Genomic DNA, 16541 nt, shown 5'->3' with positions numbered 1-16541 from the left:
GACTACGCCCGCGCAGCCCTCGCCCACCCCGGCAGCACGCTCACCGCGGTGTGGGAGCCCGACGCCGGTCTCGGCCGGCCCCTCGCGGACGAGTTCGGCGTCGGGCTCACCGACGACCTCGACGCGCTCCTGGCCCGCGAGGACGTCGACGCGGTCACCGTCACGACCGAGACGACGGCGCACACCGACGTCATCGGCCGCGCTCTCGCGGCCGGGAAGCACGTCTTCACCGAGAAGCTCCTCGCCCCCACGGTCGCGGAGTGCGAGGCCCTCGTGGCGCAGGCCGCCGCCGCGGGCCGCGCCCTGGTCGTCTCCCTGCCGCGCCTGTCCCACGGGTACGCCACCGCCCTGCGGGACACCGTGGCGGCGGGCACGCTCGGGCGGCTCACCTACGCGCGCATCCGCCTGTCCCACGACGGCGCCGTCCACGGCCGGACGCCGGGGGACGCGCGCGGGTGGCTGCCCGACCGGTTCTTCGACCCCGCGACCGCCGTCGGCGGTGCCCTGACCGACCTGGGCTGCCACCCCGTCTACCTGGCGCAGCTCCTGCTCGGCGACGAACCGGACACCGTCCGCGCCGTCTACGCCCACGTCACCGGGCGCGCCGTGGAGGACCACGCCGTCGTCTCCCTCGGCTACCCCGACGGGCGGATCGGGGTCGTGGAAGCGGGGTTCGTGAGCAACGACGCCTTCACCGTCGACGTCCACGGCACCGAGGGCAGCGTGCACCACACCCAGGACGGCCGGCGGCTCGTGCTGCGCCGCCCCGACGGCTCGGTCGAGGACCTCGCGGTCCCCGCCGACGCACCGGACCCGTTCTCGCAGTTCATCACCCACGTCGGCGCCGGCACGCAGGCCGAGGACAACCTGCACCGCGCCGTCGAACTCACCCGTCTCGTCGAGCGGTCGAACGCGGCCGCACAGGAAGGAGGCGTCCGATGAGCGACGTCGTCAGGGTCGGGCTCGTCGGGGGCGGTGGGATCACCCGCGCCCACGTGCGGGGCTACCTCACCCACGCCGACCGGATCGCGGTGACCGCGGTCGCGGACATCGACGCCGACGCCGCGGCCACGCGGGCCGCGGAGCTCGGCGCGAAGGCGTTCACCGACTACCGCGAGATGATCGCGACGGGGGACGTCGACGCGGTCGACATCTGCCTGCCCCACCACCTGCACGCCGACGCGATCGTCGCGGCCGCCGAGGCCGGCAAGCACGTGCTGTGCGAGAAGCCGCTGTGCCTGACGCCGGAGGAGGCGCACCGGGTGGCCGACGCGGTCCGCGCCGGCGGCGTCACCCTGATGTGCGCGCACAACCAGCTGTTCTTCCCCTCGGTGGCCAAGGCCAAGGAGATCCTCACCTCCGGGCGGCTGGGCACGGTCTACGAGGTGCGCACCACGGACAGCTTCCACAACGACTTCGACCCGGCGACCATGGGCTGGCGCGCCTCGGCCCGCACCAGCGGCGGCGGCGAGCTCATCGACACGGGGTACCACCCGACGTACCTCCTGCTGCACCTGGCGGACGCGGAACCCCTCGAGGCCACGGCGATGCTCTCGACGCACCGCCTGACGTTCATGGAGGGCGAGGACTCCGCGCAGGTGCTGGTCCGGTTCGCCGGTGGCGTCGTCGGGCAGATGACGACGAGCTGGGCGTACGACGCCGCGCCGGGCACCGAGAAGTTCTCCGTCGTCGGCGAGCTCGGCTCCCTCTCCGGCACGGCGACGAGCGTCACCTACCGGTTGCGCTCGGGCCAGGAGGAGACGTTCACGTTCGCGGAGACGGACTCCTTCGTCGACGAGATCGGCGCGTTCGCCACCTGCCTGCAGACCGGGACCCGCCCGATCCACACGGAGGTGGAGGGCATCGCCGTCCTCGGCGTCCTGCTCGCCGCCTACGAGGGTGCGCGGACCGGGACGATCGCGAAGGTGCTGCGCCTGTAGGAACCGCGCCTCCGGACCCGCACCGCCCGACCCCCGCGACCGCGGCCGGTCAGGCCCGCCGCAGGCGCAGCGTCACGAGCTGGAACGGTCGCAGCTCGAGCCGGGCCGCCCCGTCGAGGACGTCGCGCAGCGCGCGCGGCGCCTCGGCGGGGCGCTCGAGCAGGTCGGTCTCGACGACCGACGCCACGGGGAACGACGGGCGCACGCGGGCGTGGGCGCGGCTGCCGTGCGCCTCGTACAGCCGGACGACGACGTCACCGCTGCGGTCCTCGGCGAGCTTCACGGCCTCGACGACCACGCCGTCCCCCTCGACGGCCAGCAACGCCTCGACGCCTCCCGCGCCGCGCACCTCGCGCAGGGGCAGGTTCATCCGGTACCCCTCCCGGACGGCCTCGGGGATCCCCGCACCGACGACGAGCGACGTGCGGAGCCGGTGCCCGCCCTGGTCGGCGTCGGGGTCGGGGAACAGGGGCGCGCGCAGCAGCGACAACCGGACGGTCGTGGTCGTGCCGCCGTCGTCGCGGGTGCTGCGCCCCGTGTCGTGCCCGTACGTCGAGTCGTTGGCGACGGCGACGCCCCAGCCGGGTTCCCCGACGTGCACCCAGCGGTGGGCGCAGGTCTCGAACCGCGCCGCGTCCCACGAGGTGTTGGTGTGGGTGGCCCGCATGACGTGGCCGAACTGGATCTCGGACGCGGCGCGGTCGGCGTGCACGTCGAGGCCGAACGCGAGCTTCAGCAGCTTCTGGCGCTCGTGCCAGTCGACGTCGAACTCCAGCTCGACGGCCGCGGCGCCCGCCGCGAGCGCGACGACCTGCTCGACGCGCGAGTCGCCGAAGCGGCGCACGACCCGCACCGCCACGCGCTCCGGGGCGTCGCTGACGAGCTCCACCGACTCCGCCGCCACGAGGTCGGTGGTGTGCCGGCGGTAGTGCTCGTCGACGTCCCACGCGTCCCACTGGGTCGGGGTGTCGCGGTGCAGCTGCAGCAGGCCACCCCGCGTCCCGGGCGCCAGCACCTCCCGGTCGGCGTCGAGGTCCCGCACCGAGGCGAGGAGCCCGTCGGCGTCCACGACCACGCGCACGCGGTCGTTGGCGAGCACGAACCCGCCGGCCTCCGGGGACACCCGGGCGTCGCGGCCGACCTCGGCGGGCGCGGCCCCGAGCGCCGGCACGCCGTCGCGGGGGAACGGCGAGGCGTTGAACGTCACGGCCTGCGACCCGTCCCCGGCGAGGGCGCGCAGGCTCCCGTCGACCAGCGCCTCGAGCTCCTGCGCCACCTCGGCGTAGCGGGCCTCCGCCTCGCGGTGCACCCAGGCGATCGAGGAGCCGGGCAGGATGTCGTGGAACTGCTGCAGCAGCACGGTGTGCCAGACGCGTTCCAGCGCCTCGTAGGGGTAGGCCGTCCCCCGCTGCACGGCCGCGGTGGTGGCCCAGAGCTCCGCCTCGCGCAGCAGGTGCTCGCTGCGCCGGTTGCCGCGCTTGGTGCGGGCCTGCGAGGTGTAGGTGCCGCGGTGGAACTCCAGGTACATCTCCCCGCTCCACACGGGCGGGTCGGGGTACTCCGCCTCGGCGCGGCGGAAGAACTCCCCCGGCCCGGCCAGCTCGACCGCGGGCGAGCCCTCCAGCGAGCGCGTGCGCGCGGCGGCGGCGAGCATCTCGCGGGTCGGGCCGCCCCCGCCGTCGCCGTAGCCGAAGGGCAGCAGCGACGTCGTCGCGCGGCCCTTCTCGGCGAACTGCCGCTCGGCCCGCGCGAGGTCGGCCCCGCCGACGTCGGAGTTGTAGGTGTCCGCGGGCGGGAAGTGCGTGAAGATGCGCGTCCCGTCGATGCCCTCCCACGCGAAGGAGTGGTGCGGCATCCGGTTGACCTCGTTCCACGACGGCTTCTGCGTGAGGAACCACCGGGCACCGGCGGCCCGGGCGATCTGCGGCATCGCCGCGGTGTAGCCGAAGGAGTCCGGCAGCCACACGTCCAGCGGCTCGACGCCGAGCTCCTCCGCGAAGAACCGCTTGCCCGCGACGAACTGGCGGGCGAGCGCCTCCCCGCCCGGCATGTTGGTGTCCGACTCGACCCACATGCCGCCGACGGGGACGAAGCGCCCCTCCGCGACGCGCTGCCGGATCCGCGCGAACAGCTCCGGCTGCGTGTCGCGCACCCACGCGTACTGCTGCGCCGAGGAGCACGCGAACACGAGGTCCGGGTCCTCGTCCATGAGGGCGAGGACGTTGGCGAAGGTGCGGGCGCACTTGCGGGCCGTCTCCCGCGTGGGCCACAACCAGGCCGAGTCGATGTGGGCGTGCCCGACGGCGACGACGCGGTGGGCGCTGGCGGAGGCGGGCCGCGCCAGCACGCCGGCGAGCGCCCGGCGGCCGGCCTCGGCCGTGCCCGCGACGTCGCCGGGGTCGACGGCGTCCACGGCGTCGTCCAGCGCACGCAGCACCTCCGCGCGCCGGGAGGACTGCTCGGGCAGTTCCGGCAGCAGCCCGCGCAGCGTCCAGACGTCCTGCAGCAGTTCCCAGACCGCGACGTCCAGCTCGGCGACGTCGGCCGCCGCGAACCGGTACAGGGGGGCGTCGCCGGCCGTGGCGAGGTCGCCCAGGGGCGTCGGCGTCGCGAAGACGCCGTCACCGGAGACGTCCGGGTTCGAGGAGGCCTCCAGCAGCACGTCGACGCCGGCCGCGGTGCTCACCTCAGCCACGGGCAGGTAGCGGTTGCGGGGGTGCAGCCCCTTCACGACGGTGCCGTCGGGCCGGTACGCCGTCGCCTCGGCCTGGAACCCGGGCTGGACGGCGGAGTACCCGAGGTCCACGACGACCTCCACGCGCGTCCCCGGCCCGCCCCACCCCGCGGGCAGCGGACCGGTCAGCCGGAACCACGTCGTGCCCCACGGCCTGCCCCAGGCGGTGCCGACGGCGAACGGCCGGAACTCCTGCGCCACGGCCTCGGCGAAGGGCACCGGCTCGCCCGGCGCCACCCACGCCGTCACCGCCACGGGGTGCCGGCGGCGGTAGGTCGCCGGTTCGAGGCGCTCGCGCACGAAGCGGTCGACGCGCATCTCGACCAGGGCAGGGTTGACGTGCACGGGACTCCTCGGGTGGGGCGGTCGGGAGGTCGGGTGGCTCAGCCCGTGACGGCGCCGCCGGCGACCGGGCCGTCGGCGTGGGTCACGCTGCTCCTCCGCTCCTGCGGGATCGTCGTCGACCCGCCTGGATATCTAAATCAAGTGGAGTTGCCGCCGTCAAGGGGCGGCGGGGCTCAGCAGGAGCACGGACGAGCGGGGGCTGAAGGCGTCGTCGAGCACGAGGCACGCGGCGCCCACCGCGGCGACGTCCCGCCCGACGCGCGTGCCGCGGATCTCGACGGCGTGCAGCGCGGAGGCGACCTCGTGGCCCCGCACGAGCGGCCCGACGACGTCGAGGAACCGGCGCTCCAGCCGCGACCACGACGGCCCGCCGAACACGACGAGGTCCACGTCGAGGAGGTTCTGCACGCCCGACACGGCGCGCGCCAGGCGTGCGGCGGCCTCGTCGACGACCGCGAGCGCCGCTGGGACGCCGTCGTCCGCGAGCCGGCACACCTCCGTGAGCGCACGGTCCACCTGCAGCTCGTCGTCCAGCGGCCACGGGCCCAGGCCCGCGGCCTGCGCCTGCAGGACCATCGACCGCGGGGAGTTCCGCTCGCCCAGGCACCCGCGCTGCCCGCACGCGCAGAGCGGGCCGACCCCGTCGGCGACGAGGTGCCCGAGCTCGCCCGCGTTGCCCGAGGCGCCGCGCAGGACCTCGCCCCGCAGCACGAGCCCGGCCCCCAGCCCCGTGCCGAGGTAGAAGAACGCGAACGACCCGGTGGGCCCCGCCCCGCCGGCCCACATCTCGGCGACCGCGGCGGCGACGACGTCTTTGTCGACGAGCACGGGCAGCCCGGTGCGCCGGGCCAGCTCCTCACGCACCGCGACCCGCCGCCAGCCGGGCAGGTTCGGGGCGCCGACGACCGCACCGGCGGGCCCGTCCAGCGGCCCGGGCACCGCCACGCCGAGCCCCGCGAGCCGGTCGCGCGCGATGCCGGACGCGGCGATCGTCGACTCCACCTCGGCGGCGACGCGCGCGAGGACCTCCTCGGGCGGCACCTCGGGCGTCAGGGGCGTGTTCGAGCGCGCGACGACCCCGCCCCGCAGGTCGAGGACCACCGTGGTGACGAGGACGGGGTCGAGGTGGACGCCGACGGCGTAGCGGCCGTGGGCCGCGAGCTGCAGGATCGTGCGGGGCTTGCCGGGGCCGTCGCTGCGCTTGCCCGTCTCCTCGACGAGGCCCTGGTCCAGCAGCCACCGGCAGATGTTCGAGACGGTCTGCGCCGACAGGCCCGTGAGGGCCGCGAGCTCCACGCGGCTGAGCCCGTCGCCGTGGCGCCGCACCGCGTCCAGCACCACGACGCGGTTGTAGTCCCCGACGCGAGGCAGGTTCGACCCGCGGCGCACCGCGGGGAGGCGGGAGGGCGCGACCACCGGCTCAGACTGCCACGCGGTGTGGTTCCGGGCGGCGCGTCCGGACCCGTCAGCGCCCGCCGAACATCCCCCGGATCTGCTGCGCCTGGTCGTCGCCGACGCCGAGCTGACCCAGCACGCCGTCGAACCAGTGCGGGGCCTCGCCGTCGCCGAACAGGTCGCCGAGCGGGTCCTCGTCCTCGTCCGCGGCGGCCGCGGCGATCGCCGGCCAGTAGCCGCGCGCGACGGTCCAGGGCGCGGACGCGCTGACGACACCGAACCGCGCGAGGTCGGCCAGCCGCTCGCGCAGCTCCTCGACCGCCACGGCCGCAGCGGGTCCGAGCCCCGCGGCGCCGTCGACGAGCTCGTCGAGCGAGGAGTCGTCGAAGGGCTGGCCCGCCGCGGCCGCGGCCAGCACGGTCGGCAGGACGGCCTCGGAGACGGAGAACCCGCCGTCGAGGGCCGACGGGTCGTCGAGCACGAACCGCCCCACGAGGTGGCGCCGCAGCTCCCGAGGCTCGGGCGCCGGGTCCAGCCAGGTCGCGGCCTCCTCCCCCGGCACGAGGAGCGTCTCGTCCTCGCCGTCGAGCAGGTCGAGGGCGATCATCGTCACGACGACCTGCCGCAGCCACGGGACGTCCTCGAGGTGCAGGGGCTCGCCGTCCTCGTCGACGGGCAGCGGCAGGGCGTGCTCGAACCCGGCGAGGACGGCGGTCACGTCGTCGGCGGCGAGCTCCTCGTCGTCGGGCACGACGAGCCCCTCCCCGACCTGCTCGAGCACGGCCATCGCGGCGCGCACCGGGAAGGACGCGAGGACCGTCGCGTCCTCCTCGCCCTCGTCGACGCCCGCGGCGGCCTGCGCGAGGACCTCGGTGACGGCGGGCGGCTCACCGGCCAGCAGGGACAGGCAGGTCTCGAGGTCCCCGCGCGAGCCGGTCCAGCGGCCCGTGTCGCCGAGGAAGGTGAGGAACGTCAGCCACAGCGACGCCAGGTCCTCCCGCATCTCGTCGGGGTCGGGCGGGCCGACGTCGGAGACCATCGCGGGGATCACCCGGCCGGTCAGCGCCTCGACGTCCTCGGGCGACTGCCGCGTCAGCTGCGCCTGCGGGCGGACGGTCAGCAGCCCGCCGGCCGCGACCGTGAGGGCCTCGAGGATCGCGTCGACGCCGACCTCCTCGTCGACCTCGGCGTTGAGGTCGAGCCAGCGCCGCAGCGGCTCGCGGAGCTCGCGCAGCGCGGACTCGCCCTGCGCGTAGGAGTCGCCGACCGGGGGCCTGTCGTCGTCGCGTGCCATGGCGCCAGCCTGTCACCCGGGCGGCGGTGGTGCCGCCCGTCGTCGCCGCGTGCGCCACCGGGGCGCGGGTGCAGGCGCGGGCAGGGGGGCCGCGGCCACGTGCTCGACCGAGAGCCCCAGCGCCCGCGGGACCGCGTCGGCGGGCGGGACGTCGGGCCCGCGGGCGAGGAGACGAGCGTCGTGGTGGCGAACCGCTCCGCCCGCGGCACCCGGCCCGGCGGCGGCTCGACGCGGCCCGCGGTGCCGGTGTGCAGGTCGACGCGGGCGCCCGGGGCCGCCGCGAACGGCGGGTGCGGCGCCGGCGTGCGAAACTCGCTCCAGTGAGCGGCACCTTCCTGAGCGGGATGCGGACGATGGCGCGCGGGGCTCGTGAGCAGCCACGCCTGTTCGGCATCGCCATCGCCGGTTCCGTCGTCTACGGCGCGGGCACCGCGGCCTCGGGCTACCTCGTCGGGCGCGTGACGGACCGCGTGATCGTCCCGGCCGTCACGGGTTCGGGTGACGTCAGCACCGCGGACGTGTGGCTGGCGGGGTCGACGCTCATGGCGGTCACCCTCGTCACGGTCGCGGGGATCCTCGTGCGCCGGGTCTGGGCCGGTGCGGTCGCGTTCACGCTGCAGGCGGGGTACCGCCGCCGCCTCGCGCGCCGCTACCTCGAACTCCCGCTCGCCTGGCACCACGCGCACCCCGCCGGACGCCTGCTCGCGACGGCCGGCTCGGACGTCGAGGCGACGTGGCAGGCGATGTTCGTCCTGCCGTTCGCGCTGGGTGTCGTCGTCCTCATCGCCGTCGCGGGCGTCGCGATGGCCGCAGCCGACCCGGTGCTGGCCACCGTCGGGCTGCTCGTGATCCCCGCCCTGCTGCTCGCGAACATCGTCTACCAGCGGCGGATGTCGCCGCGCGTCACGCGCGTGCAGCAGCTGCGCGGTGAGGTGTCCGCGACCGCGCACGAGAGCTTCGAGGGCGCGCTGGTCGTCAAGACGCTGGGTCTCGCCGACGAGGAGGTCGAGCGGTTCACGGTCGACGCGAACCGGCTGCGGGACGCCAACGTCGCCGCCGGCCGAACGCGCGGCGCGTTCGAGCCCGTCATCGAGGCCCTGCCCGCGCTCGGCACCCTCGCGGTGCTGTCGGTCGGCACGGCCCGCGCGGCGGGCGGCGCCGTGGGCGTCGGCGACCTCGTGCAGATCGCCTACCTGCTGGGCCTGCTCGCGTTCCCCGTCCGCGCGTTCGGCTGGGTGCTGTCGGAACTGCCCCGCACGGTCGCGGGCGACACGCGCGTCCAGGCGATCCTGCGGGAGAGCGCGACCACGCCGTGGGGCGAGCGGAGCTTCGACGCCACGGGCGGGCCCGTCGCGGTCTCCACCACCGGGCTCGGCTACCGCCACCCCGTGCCCGCGACCGACCCGCTGGACGAGCGGCCGGAACTGCCCGGTCAGCGCGCGAGCGCCGTTGCGCCGCAGCACGACCCCGCGCCCGCCCTGGCCGACGTCACCCTCGACGTGGCCGCGGGCAGCACGGTCGCCGTCGTCGGCAGCACGGGATCGGGGAAGTCCACGTTGGCCGGGCTGCTGGTGCGCCTGGTCGACCCGACGTCGGGGGACGTGGTCCTCGACGGCGTCGACGTCCGGTCCCTCGCCGACGGGGAGGTGGCCGGGGCCGCGGCCCTCGTCCCGCAGTCGACGTTCGTGTTCGACGACACGGTGCGCGGCAACATCGCGCTCGGCCTCGACGACGCCTCCGTGCCCGCCGGTCGGCGGGTCGGCGACGACGACATCTGGCGCGCGCTGCGGCTCGCGCGCGCCGAGGACTTCGTGTCCGCGCTGCCCGGCGGCCTCGACGAACTCGTCGGGGAACGCGGTTCGACGCTGTCCGGCGGTCAGCGCCAGCGCCTCGCCCTGGCCCGGGCGCTGGTGCGCCGACCGCGGCTGCTGGTGCTGGACGACGCGACGAGCGCGCTCGACCCGACCGTGGAGCGCGCCGTCCTGGACGGCCTCGCGGAGTCCGGCGAGGGCACCACGGTCGTCGTGGTCGCCTACCGGCCCGCGACGATCGCGCTGGCCGACGAGGTCGTGCACTTGGAACGCGGCCGGGTCGTGGACCGCGGACCGGCCGCCGAGGTCGCCGCGCGCGACGCCGGGTACCGCGACCTCGTGACCGCCTACGCCCGTGCCGCGAAGGACCGCGCCGACGGCGTCACCACGAACACGGCAGGGATGGCATGAGCACCGCGACCTCCGCACCCGCGCCCCGCGGCGGCGTCCTGGGCCGCGCCCGGGAACTCGCCCCCGAGTTCGCGGTCGGGCTGGGCGTCACGCTGGCGATCGCGGCCGCCACGACGGTCGGCAAGCTCGTCGTCCCGGTCGCGGTGCAGCAGACCATCGACACGGGCGTGCTGGCCGAGGGCGGCCCGGACGTCCGCCGCGTCGTCACGGTGTGCGCGATCGCGGCCGTCGTCGTGCTGATGACGACGGTGACCGCGTGGGTCGTCAACGTCCGGCTGTTCCGCTCCACCGAGGCCGGCCTCGCGAGCCTGCGCGTGCGCGCGTTCCGCCACGTCCACGACCTCGCGGTCCTCACGCAGTCCGGCGAGCGCCGCGGGGCGCTGGTCAGCCGGGTCACGAGCGACGTCGACACCATCTCGACGTTCCTGCAGACCGGGATGCTCGTGCTGGTCCTGTCCCTCGGGCAGGTCGTGCTGGCCACCGCGGTGATGTTCTTCTACTCGTGGCAGCTGGCTCTCGTGGTCCTCGGCTGCTTCATCCCGCTCGTCCTGATCCGCAACCGCCTGCAGCGCCCCGTCGCCAAGGCCTACGCCCTCGTGCGGGTGCGGATGGGCGAGATGCTCGGGGCGATTTCCGAGACCGTCGTGGGCGCCGACGTCATCCGCGCGCACGCCGCGTCGGCGCGGTCGTGGCGGGCGGTCGACGCGGCCGTCGAGGGCCACCGCAAGCAGGCCGTGAAGGCGCAGGTCGCGACCGCGGCGACGTTCTCCGCGGGCGTCGTGGTGTCCGGCCTCGTCGTGGCCCTCGTCATCGTCGTCGGGACGCTGCTCGGGATCGGCGGCGAGCTCACCCTGGGCCGCCTGCTGGCGTTCCTGTTCCTCGCCCAGCTGTGGGTCGGTCCGGTGCAGGCGACGACCGAGGTGCTCAACGAGCTGCAGAACGCCCTGGCCGGCTGGCGCCGCGTCGTCGAGCTCATCGACACCCCGGTGGTCGTGCCGGAACCCGCGGGCGACCGCGTGCAGGCGCTGCCCGCCGGGCCGGTCGACGTGCGCGTCGAGGACGTCGCATACACCTACCCGGGCACCGAGAAGGTCGTCCTGGCCGACGTCGCCCTGCACCTGCCCGCGGGGTCCCGCACCGCCGTGGTCGGCGAGACCGGTTCGGGCAAGACGACGCTCGCCCGGCTCGTGACCCGCCTCGTCGACCCGGCCCACGGCCGCGTGCTGCTCAACGGCGTCGACGCGCGCGACCTGCCGAGCCGCGAACTGCACCGCCGCGTCGTCGCCGTCCCGCAGGAGGGTTTCCTCTTCGACGCGAGCGTCGGGGCGAACGTCCGCCGCGGCCGCCCGGGCGCCACCGACGACGACGTGCGCGGGGCGTTCGCCGAGCTCGGCCTCACGGGCTGGCTCGACGGCCTGCCCGAGGGCCTCGACACCCCCGTCGGCCAGCGCGGCGAACGCCTCTCCGCGGGTGAGCGCCAGCTCGTCGCCCTCGCCCGCGCCCACCTCGCCGACCCCGACCTGCTCGTCCTCGACGAGGCGACCTCGTCGGTCGACCCCGCCACCGAGGTGCGGCTGCAGCGCGCGCTCGAGGGCGTCCTGTCCGGCCGCACGTCCGTCGCGATCGCCCACCGGCTCTCGACGGCGGAGGCCGCCGACACCGTGGTGGTCGTCGACGGCGGGCGGGTCGTCGAGGTCGGCTCGGCCGTGGAGCTGGCCCAGGCGGGCGGGCCGTACTCGCGCTTGCACGCGGCCTGGACGGCGCAGCACGCCTGACGCCGCCTGCGGTTCTTCGCACCACGTGCCGCGGGTGGCTGAGAGCCGGCGCGCCATGGTGAGGGTTTCCCGCTCCCGAGCCTGAGGACCCCCGACGACCGCTCTGCCCGCACGGGTCCTACCCACACCTGCATCATGGTCGAGGACCTCGCCCGCACCCGCGAGTTCTACCTGGGGGTCCTCGGGTGCGAAGAGGAGGTCTACATCGCCGACCCCGACGGCAACGTCATCGAGCTCCTCCAGCAGCACGACGAGACCGCCGGCCGGCTGCGCCGCCAGGAGATCGTCGACGACGGCACCGCCGTCCCCGTCGCCCCGGGCCACGACCTCATCGACCCGCGGCAGAAGTACGGCTCGTTCTGAGGCTCCGGCCTCGGACCACCGGGGCCGTCGGGGCACCGCGCCGCTTCGTACCGCTGCTTGACATCAGCTCGCTTTCTTGGGAGAATCTCGGCACAACCTCGGTTCGGCCTCTGGCCGCCGAGGTTTCGTCATGTCACGGCCCTCGGCGCCGCTCAAACCGGTAGCTGCGGCTCGCGAGGCTGTCTACCGTCGCTGACGTGAACGAGCAGACCCTCCTCGCCGCGGTCGAGGCCGCCTTCGCGGAGACCGCGGCGGCCACGCCCGGCTGGCCCGACCCGCACCCGGGCGCAGCGTCACCGCCCGAGGAGGAGTACTCGCGGTGCCTGGACCCGGGCAAGTACCGCATCCTTGCCGCCCGCGCCGCGGCCTGGACGCGCGCCCTGACCGAACTGGGTCTCGCCACGGTGGAGCCGCTGGAGCCCGCCGACGCGCCGGCGGCCTGGCTCGAGGGTCTGCCGTACGACGTCTCCCCCACCCGGGCGCACTGGCTGCGCCCGCACCGCAGGGGCGCCCAGCCCCTGCTGATCAGCTACCGCGGGTTCGACGGGTGCGACGACAACATCGTCGCCGTCAGCGCCGGTCAGCCGGCCGTGCTGCTGGCCAGCCTGCCCTCGTGCGGGTGCGACGCCTGCGACGACGGGTCGGGCCCGCAGCTCGACCTGCTCGACGCCGCCCTCGTGGACGTCGTCAACGGCCAGGTCGTTCACGTGGCGACTCCCCACGGCGAGGTCATCGGCCACGAGAACGGCTGGGAGGCCCACGGCCTCGGCAGCCCCGAGGAGGTCGAGCAGGTCCTCGACGACGCCCGGGCGGACCGCTCACCCCACCGCGTCACCCGCGGGCGGCCGTGGTGGTGAGGCGGACGCCTCAGCTCACCAGGTCCGCGTGGTGGATCGCGACGACGTTCGGGTGGGCGCGCAGCCGGTAGCGCAGCGCGTTGTCGCCGTAGGTCTCGAGGATCGGGTTGTCCATCGGGTCCAGCGACAGCTCGCCGGTCTCGCCCCGCAGGTCCTCGGCGAGGTCCAGCTGCGGCATCCGCGCGTCCAGCGCCGGGTTGAAGAAGAACGGGATCGACATGCGGTCGCTGCCCTTTCGGGGCGAGATGACGCGGTGCAGCGTCGCCCGCAGGTAGCCCTGGGTCGCGAGTTCGAGCATCTCGCCGATGTTCACCACGAACGCGCTCGGCACGGCCGGCGCGTCGATCCACTGCCCGTGGTGCTCGACCTGCAGGCCGCCCTTGCCGGGTTCGACGAGCAGCAGGGTGAGGACGCCACCGTCGCGGTGCTGGCCGACGCCCTGCACCGGGTCCGGGTCCGACTCCCCGGGGTAGCGCACGATCTTCGTGAGGTTGAAGGGCCGGGTCGCGAAGGCGTCGTCGAAGCTGTCCGCCGGTGCGCCGAGCGAGGCCGCCATGGCCCGCAGCAGCTTCAGCGCCACCCCGCTGAGCAGGTCGTTCCAGCGGTCGACGACCCCCTTCATCGCGGGCAGTTGCTGCGGCCAGAGGTTCGGCCCCTCGAGGCGCCAGTAGTCCGCGACACCCGCCCCGGCCGCAACCGTCTCGCGCTCCACGCCGACGTCGATCTGCTCGCGCCAGTCGACCCCGCCGGCGGTCAGCTCGCCGCCGACGCGCGTGTAGCCGCGGAACTGGGGGCTGTGAACGTTCTCGATCGCGAGCTTCTGCTCCTCGGGCAGGGCGAAGAAGCGCCGCGAGACGTCGAGCAGGTCGTCCGTCAGGTCCGCGGGCACACCGTGCCCGGTCAGGTAGAAGAAGCCCACCTCGTGCATGACGGTGCGCAGCTCGTCACGGAACGCGTCCGCCTCCTCGGGGCCCGCGTCCAGGCGCGAGAGGTCGAGGACGGGCAGCGTCTCGAGCGTCGCGCGGGGCCCCGCCGGGGCGGCAGTCGTGTCGGTCACGGCGTCATGGTGCACCTCCTCGCGGGCGTCCGGAGCGACGGGTCACCCCGTTCGGCCGAGCGGATGCTTGAAGCTGCACATTTGCGCTGGTCAGGGCCGCGCACCCGTCGCCACGCACCCGGGAGCACCCGAGGTCCCCGCTCGATCCGGGTCAGCCGCGCCCGGCCTCCCCATCCCCAGCCCTGTGGACAACGCGATCCCGGAGGTCTCGTGCCTGCCTAGGTTCACGGCATGGACGAGCTGTCGATGCTGCACCCCGCAGCCGCCGACACCGCCGCCTCCGTCGCCCGCACCACCGCCGGCGCCCTGACCGAGGCCACCGACACCCTCACCACCGCCACCGCCACCGTCGGCGGCTGGTCCGGGACCGCGCAGATCAGCTTCGCCGAACGCGCCGCCGCGCTCAGCGGACGTGTGACCCTGCTCGCCGACATCGCCACCGCCGGCGCGGGGATCATCGAGGACTACTCCCGCGAACTCGGCCTCCTCCAGGCCCGCCTGCGGGCCATCGACGCCGCGCTCGCCGAGGCCCAGGCCCGCACCCTGGACACCACCCTCACCGTCGCCGACTTCCAGAGCACCTGGGCCGCGATCGACGGCTGGCAGGCCAGCCGTCGGCAGGTCCTCGACGCCTACGACGACGCCGCCGACCGCCTCGCCCAACGCCTCACCGCGGTCATCGACCACGTCCCCCACCGCCCCCGCACCCTCACCGAGCACGTCGGCGACGCCGCCGATGCCGTCGGCGACGGCGTCAAGGGCGCCTTGTGGATCAGCCTCGGCTGGCTCGACGACCCCGACGGCTGGTGGCACGACGTCTCCGCCGTGCCGGCGACCCTGTGGGACCAGGCCACCCACCCCGTCGACACCGCCCGCGACGCCCTGCACCTCGACGACCTCGACGACGGCCGCTACGGCGCCGCCGGCGGCGCCCTGGCCGGTGCCGCGATCGGAAAGGGCCTCGGCAAGGCCGTCGACCACGCCGCCCCCGGCCACGAGCGCGATGGGCACGGCCGCGCGCCCGGGCTCTCACCCCAGAGCCTCGACGAGATGCTGGCCGGCGTCGACCTCGCCCGCAGCGAAGGCGTCCGCGGCGCGCACACGATCAGCCGGCACGTCGACGTGGACGACCAGTACCTCAAGGACCGGATACTGCGCGGCACCGTGGACGAGAGGACCGGGACGTTGGGTCGACGGGAGAGGCGAGCGTCGCGCTGGGCCGACCTGCCGACCGCCGAGGAGGTCATCAGCCGAGCGGTACGGGACAACGAATCCGTGCTGAGATCAATGCGGTCACCTGGCACGGAGACTCTTCGGGTACCCGTGGGGGCCGAGACAGGCACGATGTTCAGGGCTCAGGGAAGCGGTGTCGTCGAGGTGGCGGTCAACACCGCGGTGATCATCATCAAACGCGACAGGGAAGGTGTCTACCGCGTGCACACGTCCTACCTCAACCATGACTGAGTGGATCGACGACCCCATCCTCACGGAGGCCTTCGGCGGAGACCAGGACCTGGTCTACGACAGCCTCGACGACCGCGAGTCGCTGGAGAGGCAGATCGCCCAGCCGGCACACGACCCAGCGACCACGCTCACCCGCTGGCGCAAAGCGATAGCGACGGCTAGATCGGACGAGGAGGTCGGCGACCAGGCGAACACGCTGGGCATCAACCGCCGGGACCCGATCGAGGGGACCTCGTGGCGGCGCTGGGGGCAGTGGCTCGAGCAACGCCTGACCGAGGTCATCGAGCACCCCGAGACCCGGCTCAACCCCGACGACCTCCCCGACCGCTACACCTGGCAGAGCCACCGCGGCACGCCACTGTCCTCGTCGGCGGCAGCGCGGTTCACCGAGGCGGCGACCTCTGCGCACCGGTCGAGCCTGGACGCCTGGGTGACATCACCCGTGGATCAGGGCCTCCGACGCCACCTCCTCCACGACACCGGGGAGATCGTCGGGCGCGTCAACGAACTCTCGGCGGCGGAGTGGTCCGACGACCAGGTCGTCGTGAGCTCCCACGAGACCACGACCGTGGGCCTGCGGATGCTCCGCTCGCCGGGAGGGGGATGGTCGGTCGCCGGCATCCACCCGGCCCTGCCGGAGACGACAGCGGTAGCCCGGTTCCGAGCCCAGTGGCCGGCCCTGACGTCCGCCCTCGGCGGGTACTTCAGCGACGACCCGCGGCTGTTCCCCTGGCGTGATCAGCGAGACCTGCTCTTCGGTGAAGCGGTCCCGTTCCTGACGAGGGTCGACGCCGAAGGCGCCGACCTGCTGGCGCTGCCGGACGAACAGCTCCGCACAGCGGTCCGCGCGCTCGGCTGCGCCGTCGAACCCCCGCACCTCCGGCTCTGGCTCACCTGGATGTTCTGGCGCATCCGCACCTTCGACTGGAGCGAGGAGCCCGGATCCTCGCCGGCCGGGCCGTGACCGTCCCGCCACGGACCTGGCGTCGGACCTCAGCGTCGCCCACTCCCGGGGCGGCCGCGAAGGGGGGCATCCGTCTCGCCCGCGCTCTGACTGCCGACGGGGGCCGCTGCACCTGGACGATGTCGCCGCCT

12 protein-coding genes are annotated in these 16541 nt (G+C 74.9%); 8 read left to right on the top strand and 4 right to left on the bottom strand.

Annotated elements, in window-relative coordinates; translation table 11 throughout:
- Positions 1–942 (top strand): Gfo/Idh/MocA family protein (locus GTR02_RS00400; RefSeq protein WP_166605485.1); only part of this gene is annotated, 942 nt, incomplete at its 5' end.
- The gene (locus GTR02_RS00395) at positions 939–1940 is read left to right on the top strand and encodes a Gfo/Idh/MocA family protein (protein ID WP_166605484.1); all 1002 of its coding nucleotides are present in this window, start codon (positions 939–941) and stop codon (positions 1938–1940) included. The genes GTR02_RS00400 and GTR02_RS00395, both read left to right, overlap by 4 nt.
- A 49-nt stretch (positions 1941–1989) precedes the next feature.
- On the opposite strand, the gene GTR02_RS00390 is transcribed toward GTR02_RS00395, so the two are convergent.
- The 3 genes from GTR02_RS00390 to GTR02_RS00380 form a co-directional block, all read right to left on the bottom strand.
- A complete protein-coding gene (locus GTR02_RS00390; protein WP_205708359.1) occupies positions 1990–5019 on the bottom strand; it encodes a glycoside hydrolase family 38 N-terminal domain-containing protein in 3030 nt (1009 codons plus the stop codon).
- Between the two features lie 156 nt (positions 5020–5175).
- On the bottom strand, positions 5176–6435 hold the full coding sequence (locus tag GTR02_RS00385; protein WP_205708358.1) for an ROK family protein: 1260 nt from the start codon (positions 6433–6435) through the stop codon (positions 5176–5178).
- Between the two features lie 49 nt (positions 6436–6484).
- The gene (locus tag GTR02_RS00380) at positions 6485–7708 is read right to left on the bottom strand and encodes a hypothetical protein (protein ID WP_166605483.1); all 1224 of its coding nucleotides are present in this window, start codon (positions 7706–7708) and stop codon (positions 6485–6487) included.
- Positions 7709–8052: 344 nt separating this feature from the next.
- Between GTR02_RS00380 and GTR02_RS00375 the strand changes: the two genes are divergently transcribed.
- From GTR02_RS00375 to GTR02_RS00360, 4 genes are all read left to right on the top strand, one after another.
- A complete protein-coding gene (locus GTR02_RS00375; RefSeq protein ID WP_205708366.1) occupies positions 8053–9930 on the top strand; it encodes an ABC transporter ATP-binding protein in 1878 nt (625 codons plus the stop codon).
- Complete coding sequence (locus tag GTR02_RS00370; RefSeq protein ID WP_166605481.1) at positions 9927–11705, top strand: ABC transporter ATP-binding protein; 1779 nt, start codon at positions 9927–9929, stop codon at positions 11703–11705. Before GTR02_RS00375 ends, GTR02_RS00370 begins: the two co-directional genes overlap by 4 nt.
- Positions 11706–11840: 135 nt before the next feature.
- The gene (locus GTR02_RS00365) at positions 11841–12068 is read left to right on the top strand and encodes a VOC family protein (protein ID WP_166605480.1); all 228 of its coding nucleotides are present in this window, start codon (positions 11841–11843) and stop codon (positions 12066–12068) included.
- Positions 12069–12265: 197 nt separating this feature from the next.
- Entirely contained in the window at positions 12266–12925 is a 660-nt protein-coding gene (locus tag GTR02_RS00360) for a DUF6226 family protein (protein ID WP_166605479.1), read from the top strand.
- 10 nt (positions 12926–12935) lie between these two features.
- On the opposite strand, the gene GTR02_RS00355 is transcribed toward GTR02_RS00360, so the two are convergent.
- A complete protein-coding gene (locus GTR02_RS00355) occupies positions 12936–13982 on the bottom strand; it encodes a 2-oxoglutarate and iron-dependent oxygenase domain-containing protein (RefSeq protein WP_166605478.1) in 1047 nt (348 codons plus the stop codon).
- Between the two features lie 231 nt (positions 13983–14213).
- Here GTR02_RS00355 and GTR02_RS23605 point away from each other — a divergent pair, with 231 nt between their 5' ends.
- Complete coding sequence (locus tag GTR02_RS23605; RefSeq protein WP_166605477.1) at positions 14214–15446, top strand: RNase A-like domain-containing protein; 1233 nt, start codon at positions 14214–14216, stop codon at positions 15444–15446.
- A complete protein-coding gene (locus tag GTR02_RS00345) occupies positions 15439–16410 on the top strand; it encodes a hypothetical protein (RefSeq protein WP_166605476.1) in 972 nt (323 codons plus the stop codon). Before GTR02_RS23605 ends, GTR02_RS00345 begins: the two co-directional genes overlap by 8 nt.
- Positions 16411–16541 lie beyond the last annotated feature (131 nt).

Origin of the sequence: Kineococcus siccus (assembly GCF_009906795.1) — a bacterium.
In the GTDB taxonomy this organism is placed as follows: Bacteria; Actinomycetota; Actinomycetes; order Actinomycetales; family Kineococcaceae; genus Kineococcus; species Kineococcus siccus.
The sequence above is the reverse complement of the archived record's forward strand: the minus strand, read 5'-3'. Positions and strand labels throughout refer to the sequence as shown.